Below are 15319 nucleotides of genomic sequence, written 5' to 3' on the forward strand. Positions count from 1 at the left end.
CCCAGGTCTGTCCGTTAATTAATAGTTGGTTATTGTTTATTTTCTTAAATGTGGGTATTTGCCAGTTGCTCCACCAATGCGATGTACATGGCTTCGGCCTCTTCTTTAGATTTTCCTTTGAAGTTTAGCCAGCTGTTATGTTTTGCAGCGGCTTTGAAATCAAATCCGCCCGGTCGTTCTTCATTATTGTCTCCTTCTGTAGCTTGCTTGTAAAGCCCATAGAGCTTCAGAAGTTCTTCATTACTTGGTCTACTGGTAAATTTTTTAGTAAGCTCAACGGCTTCCTCTAGACTTGTTGGTTTCATTGCAATCGTTTAGTTGGAAAATCATTTTTTCAAATATCAAACCAAAAGCTCCAATTTGAATTTTTTCTCACAAAAAAAGCCGACTGGGAGGTCGGCTTTTGATTTTTCTCAAATATAAGATTAACGCTTGTTCATCGAAACGTAATCCCGCTCATTGGCACCTACATACACTTGGCGTGGGCGGCCAATCGGTTCACCATTTTCTCTCATTTCTTTCCACTGGGCGATCCAGCCTGGAAGACGACCAAGAGCAAACATCACCGTAAACATGTCGGTAGGAATACCCAAGGCTCTATAAATAATACCAGAATAGAAATCGACGTTAGGATAAAGCTTACGGTCCACAAAATACTGATCATTCAGTGCAGCATATTCCAGTTCTTTGGCAATTTCCAAAACGGGATCTTTTACACCTAGTTTTTCCAAAACATCGTCAGCCGCTTTCTTGATGATTTTAGCTCTCGGATCAAAGTTTTTGTACACCCGGTGTCCAAATCCCATCAATCGAAATGAATCATTTTTGTCCTTAGCTTTGTCCAGGTATTTTTTAGCATCTCCACCGTCGGCTTTGATGGCCTCGAGCATCTCAATTACCGATTGGTTTGCACCTCCGTGAAGGGGTCCCCAAAGGGCATTGATTCCTGCTGAAATGGATGCATAAATGGACGCTTGGGACGATCCTACTATTCTCACAGTGGAAGTAGAGCAGTTTTGCTCATGATCTGCGTGAAGAATCAATAAGGAATCCAAGGCTTTGGAAACTACCGGATCGACATCATATCGCTCAGCAGGCAAAGCAAACATCATCTTGAGGAAATTGGAACAGTAATCCAGGGTATTATCAGGATAGTTTACCGGATGTCCCATTTCATTTTTATAAGCCCAAGCTGCGAAAGTAGGCATTTTGGCAATTAGCCTGATAATGCTTAGATTAATCTCTTCTTCGCTTCTGTTGGGATTAAGAGATTCTGGATAAAATGCCGATAAGGAACAGATTAGTGATGAAAGCACGCCCATTGGGTGGGCATTGGATGGGAAACCATCGAGGATTTTTTTGATGTCCTCGTGAACCAGAGTGTGATGGGTGATTTCACTGGTAAATGACTCATATTCAGCCTGAGTCGGTAATTCTCCGTAAATCAACAGATAGGCAACTTCCAGAAACGTCGACTTTTCGGCAAGGTCTTCGATTCGATATCCTCTGTATCGAAGGATTCCTTCTTCGCCGTCCAGAAAGGTAATACCACTAGTGGTAGATCCTGTGTTTTTATAACCGGGATCTATCGTGATAAGACCAGTTGCGCTTCTGAGTTTGGCTATATCAATTGCTGCTTCTTGCTCGGTTCCCGTAATTACCGGAAACTCAAAATCTTGCCCTTTGTAGGACAACTTGACGGATTCAGACATATAGTTATTTTTTGTATTGCTTTGTAAAAAACCTTAAAAGATGGCCTCAAGTTAATAAAAACCCTGCTTTTTTACCGATTTTTTGTACAATGGGTGATATATTATTTCAAATAGTGAAGAATGAGATTTGATTTTGACCCAAACTTGTTTAATCCCTTATTTTAGAAAGAGATATGGTTAAAGAAAAATTCGGTGGAAAGAACCTTTAACACAATTTTATAAAAAAAGCCCCGTAGGGCTTATTTTACTAGCAGAAATGCTCAAATACTTCAACCAGATGTTCTCCGATCATTTTGGCACTTCTTCCTTCGATGTGGTGACGCTCAATAAAATGAACCAATTCTCCGTCTTTGAACAGGGCCATCGCAGGGGAGGATGGGGGATAAGGAAGTACAATCTCCCGGATTTTTTCGACGGCCTCCCGATCATTTCCTGCAAAAACTGTAGCCAAGGTAGTCGGTTTTTTGGAAGCATTTTCCAGGGCAAAACGGACGCCTGGTCGGGCTGCGCCAGCGGCACAACCGCAAACCGAATTTACGACTACAAAGGTGGTTCCTTTGTGATTGGGTCCTAGATGTTCACTTACTTGCTCGGCAGTCTTAAATTCTTGAAAGCCTACATCTGAAAGTTCTGCTCGCATGGGAGCAATCAGTTCTTCGGGATACATATCTATAGTAATTTTTAATTTTTATAAGAAACCTAATTCAAGTTTTGCTGCTTCAGACATCATGTCCTGTGAATAGGGCGGGTCAAAAGTGACCTCCACTTCTACATTGTTAATGCCTTGGACTTGCTGGATTTTGTCCCGCACTTCGGTTGGGATATATTCTGCTGAAGGGCAGTTGGGTGAGGTCAAGGTCATCAGGACAAAGACATTATTCACCGGGTAAACGGTGATTTCATAGATCAAGCCCAATTCGTAAACGTCCACGGGAATCTCCGGATCGTAAACTTGTTTAATGGCTTGAACCACCTTCTCTTTTAAATTGGCAATTTGACCTGTTGAGGTACTGTTTTCAGTTTCCATGATCAGGCGTTTAGTTTGGTTTGAAAGGCAATGGCATAGAGCTTCATTTGCTTGATCATCGATGCCAGCCCGTTGGATCGCTGACTACCGATAATGTTTCCCATGCCGATTCGATCGATGAAATTTAATTCAGCATGAATGATTTCCTCGGGTTTTCGATGGTTTAGGACTCGGATCAATAATGAAATCAGTCCTTTGGTGATGTCGGTATTTGAGTCTGCTAGGTAGTGGATTTTCCCATCATTTTCTTCAGCAGTGAGCCAAACCTTGGACTGACAGCCTTTGATGATGTTTTCGTCTTTTCGCTCGCTTTCTGGAAACTCTTCCAGATTTCCTCCCAACTCCATGATGTAGAAGATCGTGGATTCCCGATCGTCTCCTAGAATTTCAAATTCACCTACTATTTCTTCCTGAACTCCTTCTATGCTCATTTATTCTTGATTTTGGCTATGCGGGCTACCCCTTCGGCCAAGTTTTCGATTTCCGATTTGGAATTGTAAACAGAAAAAGAGGCTCTTACAGTTCCTTCAATACCGAATCTTTTCATCAATGGCTGCGTGCAGTGATGTCCCGTCCTGACGGCAATTCCGCGTGCATCAAGCATCTGCCCGACATCAAACGGATGCATACCTGTAATATTAAAAGAAAGTACACTGACTTTTTCCTTTGCTGTGCCTATGGGCTCAAAACCCTTGATCGGTAAGAGCAATTCATTGGCATAGGAAAGCAACTCATCTTCGTGTGCTTTGATGGAGGGTTTGCCCAGATCTGTAATAAAATCCAAAGCAGGTTTGAAGGCAATCACATCCGCAATATTTGGCGTGCCGGCTTCAAACTTAAAAGGGATGTCATTGTAGGTGGTTTTTTCAAAACTCACTTCCTTGATCATCTCTCCACCACCTAAGAAAGGAGGCATTTCTTCCAGAATTTCTCTTTTCCCGTACAAAATCCCCAAACCTGTTGGCCCGTAAAGTTTGTGTGCGGAAAAAGCCATGAAGTCGCAGTCCAAATCCAATACATCAATATCCAAATGAGAGGTAGACTGAGCACCGTCTAGTAAAACTTTTGCACCGAAGGCATGAGCAGCGTCTATGATTTTTTTAACTGGATTGATGGTGCCCAAGGCATTGGATGCATGAATTATACTGACCAGTTTAGTCTTACTGGATAATAATTGCTCAAACTCCTCAAAAATTATCTCTCCTGATTCTGTGATTGGGATAATTTTCAAAACAGCACCTTTTTCCTCGCAGAGCATTTGCCAAGGAACGATGTTGGAATGATGCTCTAGGGTAGAAATGATAATTTCATCCCCTTTTCCGATGAACTTTCTGCCAAAGGTTTGGGCCACGAGATTGATACCTTCGGTGGTGCCTTTGGTAAAAATAACCTCAGCAGACTCTCTCGCACCGATAAACTCCCGGACAGTTTCTCTTACCAATTCGTATTCCCGAGTGGCTCGATCCGCTAGGGTATGAGCACCCCGGTGAATATTGGAATTATCCATCTCATAGTAGGAGCGGAGTTTATCCAAAACTGCCTTTGGCTTCTGCGTAGTGGCAGCATTGTCAAAATAAACTAAGGGCTTGCCGTGTACCTCTTGATGAAGTACAGGAAACAAGCCCCTGATTTGGTCGATAGTTAATTTCATGGGGTTCAGAATTTACTTCCCAAGCGATCACCTACCAATGCTATGCAATATTCTCTAAAACTTTCGTCTCCAATATGCTCCAGGACTTCTCCTGCAAAAGCATATAGCAACAATCCTTTTGCCTGGGTTTTGTCAATTCCCCGGGCGCGCAAATAAAATAGGGCTTCTTCATCCAATTGGCCCGTGGTACAGCCGTGTGAACATTTCACATCATCTGCCCAAATCTCCAATTGAGGTTTGGTATTGACAATCGCATCTTCTGACAGCAGGATGTTATTGTTTTGCTGGAATGCATTGGTTTTCTGAGCGTCCTGACGGACGAAAATCTTCCCATTGAATACGCCTCGAGACTGATCGGCTAAAATACCTTTATACAATTCGTTGGATTCAGCATGGGGAATGGTATGGTCCACATTGGTGTGATTATCCACATGGGTTTTGCCATTGAGTAGGTACAATCCGTACATATTTCCCTCCGAGTTGCTTCCGATCAAATTGAGGTTGAGGTTGTTTCTCACCATATCGCCAGAAAGCGAAACATTCACTGAGGTAAATCGGCTATGCTCTCGAATATCAGTTTCAGTGTTGCTGACTTCTATCACATGCTTACCTTCGTTTTGCAAGCGGTAGTAATTCAGCTGGGAATTAACCCCGCCTTTGATCTCGACTACCTTATTTACAAAATAAGGAGAATCGTCCATGCTGACCGAAAGATCTATAAAACTCGCTTCGGCAAAATCTCCAGCCTCTATCCAGATGCGGGGTTGAATGACCTGACCCTCATTGGATTTATAAAAGGATAAAAGTAAAACCGGCTTTTCGATTTTCGATTTTTTGGGCAAGGAAATGGCAATTCCGTCTTGAAAACCTGCCTGATTAAGTCCTACAAAAGGATCTTTTTCTGCTTTGGCAATGCTTCCCAAAGGCAAATCTGGCTGATCCGTGATTTCATTCACGGTCAAAGTCGTATCATAACTGGAAAGCTCAGGAATGAATTTTCCATTGGTAAACACCAAGACTGAACCTTCAAAACCTGCGAAAATAGCAGCTTTGACATCAAGGGCATTTACTTCAAAGGATTTGGCAAGTTCAAACCTAGAAATCGTTTGCTCGATTTTTTTCCGAATCGGAGTAAATTTATATTCTTCATCCTTCAGCGCAGGCAAGCCTTGAGAAAGGTATTGGGCCTTCCCTTTGGACCTCAACTCAGTGAAGTTTTTTGGTGCGGATTCTAGAATGCTATTAAATGTATCTTGGGTAGTCAAGGTACTCATGCTTCTGTTTTAAGGGTTCAGACTGTGGCTTTGGACTCAACTTCTTCTTTGATCCAATCGTAGCCTTTTTCTTCAAGCTCCAGTGCCAAATCTTTGGTTCCGGATTTTACGATTTGACCTTTGTAAAGTACGTGGACAAAATCGGGTACGATGTAGTCCAACAGTCGCTGATAGTGAGTCACAACGATAGTCGCGTTTTCGGGTGATTTTAGCTGGTTGACACCATTTGATACCACTTTCAACGCATCAATATCCAAACCTGAGTCAGTTTCATCAAGAATTGAAAGCTTTGGCTCTAACATGGCCATTTGAAAAATTTCATTCCGCTTTTTCTCTCCTCCTGAAAACCCTTCATTCAAGGCTCTGCTCAACAATTTCTGGTCGATTTCGACCAGTTTCATTTTCTCTTTCATCAGTGAAAGAAATTTCACCGCATCCAAAGGCTCCAAGCCACGATGCTCGCGAACTTGATTTACAGCCGTTCTCAGAAAGTTGGTAGAAGATACTCCCGGTATTTCCACCGGATATTGGAATGCCAAAAAGACTCCTTCTCTAGCTCGTTCTTCGGGTGCCAATTCCAGTAAATCCTTTCCCTGAAAAAGTACTTCTCCTTCGGTAACTTCGTATTCTTCTCTACCAGCCAAAACAGAGGCTAAAGTAGATTTACCCGAACCGTTGGGCCCCATGATCGCGTGAACTTCTCCGGCTTTGATTTCCAAATTAATTCCTCTCAATATAGGAGTGCCTTCGATAGAGGCATGAAGATTTTTTATTGATAGCATAGTATGATTTGATATTTCAAATTTTACAATTAAGATAATTTCCGGTCATTTTTTGCCATTTGGCCTTATCGTTTTTTATCTCATTATTTCGAGACCCTTTTGCCGGATTAATCCCAAATTTCCAACCTTTTTAACCCACAGAGCCTTCAAGAGTCAAGGCAAGGAGTTTTTGAGCTTCCACTGCGAATTCCATGGGTAATTGATTCAACACTTCTTTTGCGTATCCATTGACAATCAAGGCTACAGCATCCTCTGTCGCGATACCTCGCTGATTGCAGTAGAAAATCTGGTCTTCTCCGATTTTTGAGGTAGTGGCCTCGTGTTCTACTTTTGCAGTAGGATTGTTGATGTCGATATATGGGAACGTGTGAGCTCCGCAACGATCACCCATTAAGAGGGAGTCGCACTGGGAAAAATTCCGTGCATTTGTCGCGCGCTTCATTACCTGAACCTGACCTCGATAGGAATTTTGAGATTTTCCTGCGGAAATTCCTTTAGAAACGATCCGTGATTTGGTGTTTTTACCAATGTGGATCATTTTGGTTCCAGTATCTGCTTGCTGATAATTATTAGTAACAGCTACAGAGTAAAATTCGCCGATAGAATTGTCCCCTTTCAAAATACAAGAAGGATATTTCCAAGTCACTGCAGATCCCGTTTCTACCTGTGTCCACGAAATTTTGGAATAATCACCCGCACAAATTCCACGCTTGGTCACAAAATTGTAAATTCCGCCTTTTCCGTTTTTATCTCCCGGGAACCAGTTTTGAACTGTTGAATATTTCACCTCGGCATGAGCTCCGGCGTAAATTTCTACTACTGCCGCGTGAAGTTGGTTTTCGTCACGCTGTGGTGCAGTACAACCCTCTAGGTAACTCACGTAGGACTCATCCTCCGCTACGATCAGCGTACGCTCAAACTGTCCCGTATTTGCCGCATTTATTCGGAAATAAGTGGATAATTCCATCGGGCATCTGACGCCTTTGGGAATGTAGCAGAATGAACCATCGGAAAATACTGCCGAGTTCAATGCCGCGTAATAATTATCTGTCATGGGCACGACTGAACCCAGATATTTTTTAACTAGCTCGGGATGCTCTTTAACCGCTTCGCTGAACGAACAAAAAACGATTCCCAATTTGCTGAGGGTATCTTTGAACGTAGTGGCGACTGATACCGAATCAAGTACAGCATCCACTGCTATTCCCTGCAGTCTTTTTTGCTCATTCAAAGAGATACCCAATCGCTCATAAATAGCCAATAATTCGGGATCGAGCTCATTGAGGCTTTTTGGCTTTTTTGATTGCTTGGGAGCAGAATAATATTTCAGGGCTTGTAAATTGATCTTTGGATAGTGAACATTGGCCCACTCCGGCTCGATCATGGACTGCCAGGTTTTAAAAGCCTTCAATCGCCATTCGAGCAACCATTGCGGTTCCTCTTTTTTGACAGAAATCCAGCGTATAATATCTTCGTTTAATCCGGCAGGGGCTTCATCGGCCTCATAATTAACGGACCATCCGTGTTCGTATTCTTTGGAAGTAAACTCTTCTAAAATTTGGTTGTCTTTGCTCATGGGCTGAGTTATTTAGACTAATTACATTTTGCTTGCGAAGGTACAACATATAATCAAAATATTATGTTCGGAATGATCGGAAAAATCTATCAAAGATTCATTCACTCAATAAAAAATGCTTCGAGGAGCAATATTTTCAACATTTTAGGAAAAATGAAAGTGAAGGTTTTCAATTCTCCACTTTCAATGATTTGATCAAAATTGTTTATTTAGATTTAATCCAGATAGACCTTTTATTTCTTTTCTTTATCGAAGAACTGGATCGGGCGATTGATACTTTCCTCAAGTACAATCAAAGTCTCTGTCCGGTCTATGCCATCTACTTTTTGGATTTTGTCCAATACTATTCTGAGATGATTGGTGTCCCGACAAATTATTTTTGCAAAAATGGAGTAATTGCCCGTGGTATAATAGGCGCTGACCACTTCGGGGATTTCCTTTAAGCGCTCGATGACATTATCATATAAAGAACTTTTTTCGAGATAAATTCCCAAGAACGCTGAGATGTCATAGCCCAACTTCGAAAAGTCAATATTCAAAGTGGCACTTTTGACGACTCCCATGTCCTCGAGTTTTTTCATTCTGACATGCACCGTTCCGGAGGAAACAAATACTTTTTTTGCAATTTCGGTGTAAGGAGTCTTCGCATCTTCATTGAGAAGAGAAATGATTTTTAGGTCTATGTTATCGATATCTAAAATTTTATCCATTTTTCTGAGGTGGATTTAGCTGATTTATAATGAAGTGATCGGTAAATTAGAGATTGTTCAAAATATTGCAAAATTATTTTTTCAATTTGTAATTTTTGTCAAAATACATTTACTTTGAGGTCGGCTTGAAAAGCTATACGAATATTTGGTCTATATTTCATTTAGAAAAATTAAAAACCGAAATTTTCGAGATAGCCAAATTTCAGGTCAGTTCACTATTCGAAACTTTTAATCTCTAAAGTTATATTTGGGTTTATATTCTGAAAAGAGTCTTGCTTCTGGCAGGACTTTTTTGTTTTCAGGCCGATCCATTTCTGTTTTTTTCAAAAGGCGATCAAAAAGGAACATTTTTTTCATCTCATGCTCAGGTTCAAAAATCTTCTATTTTTCAAAATTGAGGCGGATAATGAAGCTGTCGGATAAAAATTTAAAATCCAAAGGCGGAATTAATCAATTTAAACTGCAAAATACTTGCTTTGAAATTGTTTTTGATGCATTTTTGAGTGTTGAAATCAGCAATGAAAAAGCATCTTCTACATATCGCAGTTTTAGGATTGGCAATCGTCATGCTTCCTTTGCACACGTTTGCTGCATCGGATAAGGATGAAAAGGCTTCCTTGCGTGCGGTTGTGGCTGAAGAAAAAGCTGAATCTGCTAGCTGGAAATTTGCTGATTTTACTGTTGAAATGATCGACAGCTATTCTCCATTTATTTTTAGAACCAAGAAAAGTCAACAATTGGAAGAAGTGAGAGTGATCTTGGAAGTTAACTCCATGGGAGCCATTAGCGGTTTTGAATTGGAAAATTCAGAAGACAAAGGTCTAAAAGAGCGATTGGATTATGTGATCCGAAAGCTTCCTAAATGCGAGCCTATTCCTGGCAAACAGGACTACGGTCCTCAATCCTTTGAATTAATTATACAAAAATAATCAGTCGGTTTATCCGACTTTTTTTTTGAGCGGTGCAGATGCACTCGGGTGCTGTTTTTATTTTTAAAATCCAAAAAACACCATCCCTATGAAAACCAATTTATTTACGATAGGATTTGTATCCTTGCTCACCTTTTATGGGCAAGCTCAGGTTAAGTCGTTTGAGCAAGAAAAATTATTTTCTGAACAAGACACCACCGCTAAATTTTACACGGTTTCCGGTGAGCGGCACGGTCCTTCATTCTTTAAAAAATTTAAATTCCCTGAAGTAGAATATACTCCTGGGGATCAACTCACTTTTGACAAATACCATACCGTGGAGGTCATGTACCATTGGTATGAACGATGGGCGGAGGAGTATCCGGATATCGTGGATCTTTATGTGGTCGGTCATTCCCTCGAAGGTCGTCCTGTTTATCAGATGACTTTGACCAACAAGTCCACTGGTAAAGACACGGATAAACCCGCTGCCTATTTTGAAGGAGGAAGACATTCTGGCGAAATCACTTCTAGCGAATCCATTCTTTGGATGACAAAGCATTTGATCGAAAACTATGGAAAAGATGAGGAAATCACTCATTTGATCGATACCAAAGCGATTTATCTAAGACCGCAAAATAATCCCGATGGATCAAACTTGTACTTATTTACCGAACAGCGAAACAGAAGCTCGGTCAAACCTCACGATAATGACCGTGATGGTTTGATAGATGAAGATCCTGAGGAAGACCTCGATGGGGATGGTATAATTTATCAAATGAGAAAAAAGGCGGTCACCGAGGAAGAAAAAAAGAAGGCTAATTATATCATCGATCCGGATCATCCATCAGGAAAACTGATGAAGCGTGTTTTTCCGGGCAAAGGCGATTACCTGATATATTCGGAAGGCATCGACAATGATGAGGATGGCAGCTACAACGAAGATGGAATTGGAGGATTGGATCTGCACCGAAACTATCCCGAAAACTGGCGTCCTGATATCGGAGGAGATCTGACCGGTAGGGGATATACCCAATACGGTGCCGGTGAATACCCCATGAGCGAGCCGGAGACGCGAAGCACCGTCCTATGGATGCTTTCCCATCCCAATATCTCTGTGGTTAATTCGATGGATACCCGCGTTCCCATGCACCTCAGACCACCTTCCACTTCCAAAAGTGAGGAAAGAATGTATCCTAGCGATCTGGAGATCTATCGGGAAATGGACGAATTGGGACTTTCCTACACGGCTTATCCCTGGGCAGGGGATGTATACGAAACTTACAGTACCCGATACAAAGTCAACTCCATGACCGGCGATCCGCTGAAGCCTTCTCCCTTGTTTGGACATGGACCAGATTTCGGATATTTCTATTATGGAAGTATTTGGTATGGTGATGAGCTTTGGAATAATGGCGCAATGAAAGACTACAATGGCGACGGAATCTACAATGATTACGATGCGCTCATGTGGGATGAGGAGGAAAATGAAGGCCGAGGATTTAAGGACTGGACCTCATTTGATCATCCACAACTGGGAGAAGTAGAAATAGGCGGATTTCATCCGAAATTTTTTGGACAAAATGGACCTACTTGGCAATTGGAAAACTGGGCAAAAAAGCAAGCTCAATTTAATATGGCCATGGCGATGCGACTTCCGGAGTTGAAAGTGAGTGAGCCTACAGTTGACAAAATTTCTGATAATGAATACGAGATTACCATTTCTTGGGAAAATGTAGGTGGATTGCCGGTGGCTTTAGAACAAGCCAAATTGGTCAAAATCGTTCAGGAAGATCGGGTTTCTTTGGATTTTGAAAAGGAACTACTCGAAGGCTATGAGGATGCCAAGGTCAAAATCACTTCTCCTGAATTGTATGATAAAACCATTTATTCTGGGTATACCGAAAAAGGAGAAAAAAAATCGGCTACTTTCCGGGTTGAGCTCAGCTCTGATGAGGAAGTAAGCGGTAAAATCAAACTTTCCTCCACCCGAGGAGGTCTGTTTGTCAAAGAATTCAAATTAAACTAAACCTAAATATGCTGAAAAGAACAAAACAACTGGTATTGCTTTTAGCCTTTCTGATTTATTCAGGAGCAGATGCGCAGCAAAAGCGATCCCTTACGCATGCAGATTATGATGGCTGGGAAAGCCTGGGCGGTGAGAAAATCACCAAAGATGGAAAATGGGTTGGGTATTCAATTTCTCCACAGGATGGAGATGCCAGAGCTGAGATTTTACCATTCAATGATCCTTCCAAAAAAACGATTATTCATCGGGCTCAAGGCTGGGATTTTACCCCTGATGATTCATTTGCAGTGGGCAAAATAGTTCCTCAGAAAGATTCTGTTCGAGTCTTGAAGTTGAAAGAAACCAAGAAAGACGACATGCCCAGTGACAGTCTTTTTATTTTCAACCTGAAGGCTGGAGAAATTGAAAAAATGGCGAATGTCAAATCCTTTGCTATTCCTCAAGAAGCTGGCAGCTGGGTGGCAATCCATTTTGAAAAGGAAAAGCCTGCGAAAAAAGATGAAGCTGACTCCACCGCCAAAGCTGAGAAGCCTAAAAAAACGGACGGCACCAAACTTCTGGTAAGAACACTCAATGGCGAAAAAAGCTATGAGTTTGACCGGGTAAAAAGTTATAGCTTTTCCAAAGAAGGGGAGTTTCTTCAGTATGTTTTAGCGGAAGAAGATACGCTGGACAATGCTGCAATCCACCTCCTTGACCTCAAAACCGGAGAAAGTCAAACCGTCCATGAAGGAAATACAGATTACACCCGGGTGACATTTTCGCCGAAGGCTACCTATTTGACTTTTATCTCTACCAATGATTCCTCCAAAGCTGAGAAGCCTTATTATCAGCTTTATTTGACAAAAACGGATGAGGTTGCCCTTGAGGAATTGGTCAACAAGGATTCTCAGGGGATTTTGGAAAATGGTCGCTTAAGCAGCGATGCTGGTATTCGTTTTAGTGAAGAGGAAGACCGGATTTTCTTTGGTGTAGCTGAGGACTATGTGGATTATGCATACGAATCTGACACCACCATCCTCGATGAGGAGCGGGTGAGTTTGGATATTTGGGGATGGCAAGATGCCGAAATCCAACCCATGCAGTTGAAAAACAAATCTCGTGAGGAAAATAGATCCTACACGGCTACTATGGATTTGGCGACTAGGAAAATCACTCAGCTCGAGGATCGGGAAGTCAACAATATCATCTTGGAAAACAAGATCGAACGGGATTTTGCTTTGGTCTGGACTGACGCGCCCTATCGGAGAAACTATTCTTGGGATATTCAGATAGGAAGAGATGTGTACATGATTGATTTTGCGACGGGTGAGAAAACCCTGGTAGAAAAATCTTTGCCGGGTTACCCTAGTCTTTCCCCCGAAGGGAAATACATCACTTGGTATGCGAATAAAGACTCCACTTGGGTGGCCTACGATATTGCTCAAAAAAATAAGATTAATCTGACCGAAGGGCTTGATGTGGTGTTTTATGATGAATTACATGATTCACCTTCGCTTCCCGGAAGCTATAGTACAGCAGGATGGTTGGAAAACGATGAGGCGATCTTAATCAATGATCGCTATGACATCTGGAAAATCGATCCCAGAAATCCTAGCCAAGCTGTCAATATCACTCAAGGAGAGGGTAGAGCCAATTCCATTGAATTTAGAAGACTTACCCTTGATCGGGAAGAGGAATTCATTGATCCCAAGGACCCATTATATTTGACAGCCTTCAATGAAGTGACTAAACAGTCGGGTCTGTATCGATCCTCCATTAATGCTCAAAATGCTCCTAAACAGATTTTGATGTCAGATCACCGCTATTTTGGTTTTAACAAAGCCAAAGATTCGGATGAGATTACCGTAAGGAGAAGTACGTATCAGGAAAACCCGGATTTGCATTTGGGTGATTTGACCTTGAAGAATCTTCGAAAAGTTTCCAATCTCAACCCTCAGCAAGCTGACGTAAAGTGGGGTTCGGTTGAGCTCGTAAGCTATTTGGCCAATGATGGTACGCCGCTCCAGGGATTGTTGTTTAAGCCTGAAAACTTCGACGAAAACAAAAAATACCCCATGATGGTGTATTTCTACGAGCGAAACAGTAATGGACTGCATAACTACCGAGCTCCTGCTCCTTCGGCATCTACGATTAATATTCCGTACTTTGTCAGCAATGACTACCTGGTTTTTGTTCCAGACATCAAATATGATCTAGGCCTTCCAGGACCGAGTGCCTACAATTGTATCATTCCTGGAGTGCAGTCTCTCGTGGCAAGAGGATTTGTGGATGCGGACAATATGGCTATTCAAGGTCAAAGCTGGGGAGGATATCAAGTGGCCTATTTGATCACGCAAACCAATATGTTTAAGGCCGCAGGAGCTGGCGCTCCAGTTGTCAATATGACCTCAGCTTATGGTGGGATCCGATGGGGAACAGGCATGAGTCGGATGTTCCAATACGAGCAAACTCAGTCTCGAATCGGAGGAACCCTCTGGGAAAAGCCGGTGTATTATCTGGAGAATTCTCCGCTGTTCTTTATGGATCGGGTGAAAACGCCGGTTTTGATCATGCACAATGATGCAGATGGATCTGTGCCTTGGTACCAGGGAATCGAAATGTTTATGGCCCTGAAAAGATTGAACCAACCCGCTTGGTTGCTTCAGTACAATGGAGAAGATCATAACCTCCGTCAGCGCAAAAACAGAAAAGACCTTTCTGTTCGGCTAAGCCAGTTCTTCGATCACTACCTCAAAGGTGCTCCAGCTCCGCTTTGGATGACTGAAGGACTCCCAGCAGTAGAGAAAGGGAAAACTTTAAAATACGAGTTGGAGGATTGATATGCAGTTTGTTTAATCTCAAATAAGAAAACCCGGCTCATAGAATTGAGCCGGGTTTTCTGTTTCAATGGCAAAATGGCTTTTGGCTTCTTAGAATTAGGAAATTAAAAATCCGTGCTCTTTCCGTCTAGATCCATTTCCTTGATCCAAACATTCCGGTAAAGAACATCATGTCCTTCTGCTTGTAATTTCAGACCTCCAGGTCTATCCGTGATGCCTTTCCCATCATCATTTCCCCCATCAAGCCCGGAGTTAGGTCCGCCCCATACTTGCTGTATGCTGACATCTTCATGGATTTTTTCACCATTGAAATAAATCGTTACCCGAGCTTTTTCTTTTAGTTCTCCATTTTCAAACCGGGCTGCTTTAAACAGAATATCATAAGCATTCCATTTTCCCAGTCCATTATAAGCTTCCACTTTTGGCAAATGCTCATTGATCACAGCGGCCAGACCATGGAGTCCGTAATCTCCATCCAGAATTTGGATTTCATAGCGGTTTTGGAGGTAAACTCCACTGTTTCCTCCCTCGTTTTTAATGAGAAACTCAACGTGTGCTCTGAAGTCCTCGTATTTTTTCTTGGTGACAATATCCGCCGCGCCATACTTTCCGCCAGCTCCGGCAGGGTCATTACTACTGATTGCTTTTCCCCCTGTCACAGGATCTTCGACTTCCGGCCATTTGATCGGGTCTTCTGCCGAAAATCGAGGGCCTTTCCAGTACTCCCAGTTTTTCAACAGCATCTCCTTACTTCCATCAAGCATAAGCTCGGCTCCCTCGATCGGTGCCACTCCCACACCGGTTTGGGAATAACCACATGAGATCATA

Annotated in this window: 14 protein-coding genes; 3 read left to right on the top strand and 11 right to left on the bottom strand. The window is 42.2% G+C overall.

Going from position 1 to position 15319, the window contains the following annotated elements; all coding sequences use genetic code 11:
- Positions 1–44: 44 nt before the first annotated feature.
- From BM043_RS18050 to BM043_RS18095, 10 genes are all read right to left on the bottom strand, one after another.
- Entirely contained in the window at positions 45–305 is a 261-nt protein-coding gene (locus tag BM043_RS18050) for an acyl-CoA-binding protein (RefSeq protein WP_092794283.1), read from the bottom strand.
- Positions 306–425: 120 nt separating this feature from the next.
- Positions 426–1712: a citrate synthase gene (locus BM043_RS18055; RefSeq protein ID WP_092794285.1), complete on the bottom strand. Its 1287-nt coding sequence runs from the start codon at positions 1710–1712 to the stop codon at positions 426–428.
- A 247-nt stretch (positions 1713–1959) separates the two neighbouring features.
- A complete protein-coding gene (locus tag BM043_RS18060; protein ID WP_092794288.1) occupies positions 1960–2379 on the bottom strand; it encodes a BrxA/BrxB family bacilliredoxin in 420 nt (139 codons plus the stop codon).
- A 21-nt stretch (positions 2380–2400) separates the two neighbouring features.
- Positions 2401–2739 carry a DUF59 domain-containing protein gene (locus BM043_RS18065; protein ID WP_092794291.1) on the bottom strand — a complete coding sequence of 113 codons (339 nt, stop codon included), beginning with the start codon at positions 2737–2739 and terminating at the stop codon, positions 2401–2403.
- Positions 2740–2741: 2 nt separating this feature from the next.
- On the bottom strand, positions 2742–3170 hold the full coding sequence (locus BM043_RS18070) for a SufE family protein (RefSeq protein ID WP_092794294.1): 429 nt from the start codon (positions 3168–3170) through the stop codon (positions 2742–2744).
- On the bottom strand, positions 3167–4390 hold the full coding sequence (locus BM043_RS18075) for a cysteine desulfurase (protein WP_092794297.1): 1224 nt from the start codon (positions 4388–4390) through the stop codon (positions 3167–3169). Before BM043_RS18075 ends, BM043_RS18070 begins: the two co-directional genes overlap by 4 nt.
- Before the next feature lie 5 nt (positions 4391–4395).
- Positions 4396–5664, bottom strand: coding sequence for a Fe-S cluster assembly protein SufD (gene sufD / locus BM043_RS18080; protein ID WP_092794303.1), 1269 nt, complete (start codon positions 5662–5664; stop codon positions 4396–4398).
- 17 nt (positions 5665–5681) lie between these two features.
- Positions 5682–6446 (bottom strand): Fe-S cluster assembly ATPase SufC, encoded by a 765-nt coding sequence (gene sufC / locus BM043_RS18085; protein WP_092794306.1) that lies wholly within the window; start codon positions 6444–6446, stop codon positions 5682–5684.
- Positions 6447–6576: 130 nt separating this feature from the next.
- Positions 6577–8022, bottom strand: coding sequence for a Fe-S cluster assembly protein SufB (gene sufB / locus BM043_RS18090; RefSeq protein WP_092794309.1), 1446 nt, complete (start codon positions 8020–8022; stop codon positions 6577–6579).
- 233 nt (positions 8023–8255) lie between these two features.
- Positions 8256–8732 carry an Lrp/AsnC ligand binding domain-containing protein gene (locus BM043_RS18095; protein WP_092794311.1) on the bottom strand — a complete coding sequence of 159 codons (477 nt, stop codon included), beginning with the start codon at positions 8730–8732 and terminating at the stop codon, positions 8256–8258.
- A gap of 518 nt (positions 8733–9250) precedes the next feature.
- Here BM043_RS18095 and BM043_RS18100 point away from each other — a divergent pair.
- From BM043_RS18100 to BM043_RS18110, 3 genes are all read left to right on the top strand, one after another.
- Positions 9251–9661 (top strand): hypothetical protein, encoded by a 411-nt coding sequence (locus BM043_RS18100; protein WP_092794314.1) that lies wholly within the window; start codon positions 9251–9253, stop codon positions 9659–9661.
- A gap of 88 nt (positions 9662–9749) precedes the next feature.
- Positions 9750–11669 carry a M14 family metallopeptidase gene (locus tag BM043_RS18105; RefSeq protein WP_092794317.1) on the top strand — a complete coding sequence of 640 codons (1920 nt, stop codon included), beginning with the start codon at positions 9750–9752 and terminating at the stop codon, positions 11667–11669.
- Positions 11670–11677: 8 nt separating this feature from the next.
- Positions 11678–14491 (top strand): S9 family peptidase, encoded by a 2814-nt coding sequence (locus BM043_RS18110; RefSeq protein WP_092794320.1) that lies wholly within the window; start codon positions 11678–11680, stop codon positions 14489–14491.
- A gap of 104 nt (positions 14492–14595) precedes the next feature.
- On the opposite strand, the gene BM043_RS18115 is transcribed toward BM043_RS18110, so the two are convergent.
- Positions 14596–15318 carry a 3-keto-disaccharide hydrolase gene (locus BM043_RS18115; protein ID WP_245753078.1) on the bottom strand — a complete coding sequence of 241 codons (723 nt, stop codon included), beginning with the start codon at positions 15316–15318 and terminating at the stop codon, positions 14596–14598.
- Position 15319 lies beyond the last annotated feature (1 nt).

This window comes from Algoriphagus hitonicola (assembly GCF_900113375.1).
GTDB lineage: Bacteria > Bacteroidota > Bacteroidia > Cytophagales > Cyclobacteriaceae > Algoriphagus > Algoriphagus hitonicola.